The sequence below is a fragment of the Rhodococcus sp. PAE-6 genome (assembly GCF_025290685.1).
Taxonomy (GTDB): domain Bacteria; phylum Actinomycetota; class Actinomycetes; order Mycobacteriales; family Mycobacteriaceae; genus Rhodococcus; species Rhodococcus pyridinivorans.
In genome coordinates, this window is record NZ_JAOCLZ010000084.1 from 1 (window position 1) to 889 (window position 889).

Here is an 889-nt window from a genome sequence, read left to right on the forward strand (position 1 = left end):
ACTGACCGTTTCAGAATGAGTTCGGCGTGGTAGATGGCGTTCCGGGACGGTTTCGGGCACCGTGTCGAGAGTGTCTGTTGATCTTGTTCCTGACGATCTGTGGGAGCGTGTAGCTCCGCTGCTTCCGCCCAGATCTGCCCGCCGGTTCCGGTTTCCGGGGCGCAAGCCGGTCGACGACCGGGTCGCCCTGGCCGGCATCATGTTCGTTCTGCGCACCAACGTGGCCTGGCGTGATGTGCCGGCAGAGACGATCGGGTGCAGCGGAGTGACCTGCTGGCGCAGGTTGCGGGAGTGGACCGAGGCCGGGGTGTGGCCGCGGCTGCACGAGATGCTGCTCGCGGAGCTGCGAGCCGCCGGGTTGCTCGAGATGGACGACGTCGCCGTCGACGGCTCGCACGTGCGGGCCCTCAAAGGGGGGATCACACGGGACCCTCACCGGTCGATCGCGGCCGCACCGGCAGCAAGCACCATGTGATCGTCGACCGGCACGGAACCCCTCTTGCGGTGTCGCTGACCGGCGGAAACCGCCACGACGTCACTCAACTGATGCCGCTCGTCGAGGCGATCCCCCGTATTCGAGGCCGGCGGGGCCGGCCGCGGAATCGGCCCCGCCGGTTGTTCGCCGACCGAGGCTACGACTACGACAAGTACCGAAACCTGCTTCGCGAAAAGGGGATCACCCCGATGATTGCCCGCCGAGGCGCCGCGCATGGCTCCGGGCTCGGCAAGGTCCGCTGGGTCGTCGAGCGAACCTTCGCTTGGTTGCACCAGTTCAAGCGTCTGCGAACACGTTCCGAGGTACGAGCGGACTTGCATCAGGGGCTGCTCGAACTCGCGTGCAGCATCATCTGTTTGAGGCGACTGCGGAGATCATTCTGAAACCGTCAGT

The 889-nt window shown here is 65.9% G+C and carries 1 protein-coding gene and 1 pseudogene; both read left to right on the forward strand.

What is annotated here, in order from left to right:
* Positions 1-70 precede the first annotated feature (70 nt).
* Positions 71-265 (forward strand): annotated as a pseudogene (locus NVV99_RS26315) (transposase); the annotation flags it as partial.
* A gap of 44 nt (positions 266-309) precedes the next feature.
* Positions 310-879: an IS5 family transposase gene (locus tag NVV99_RS26320; RefSeq protein WP_072816225.1), complete on the forward strand. Its 570-nt coding sequence runs from the start codon at positions 310-312 to the stop codon at positions 877-879.
* The last annotated feature ends 10 nt before the right edge of the window (positions 880-889 follow it).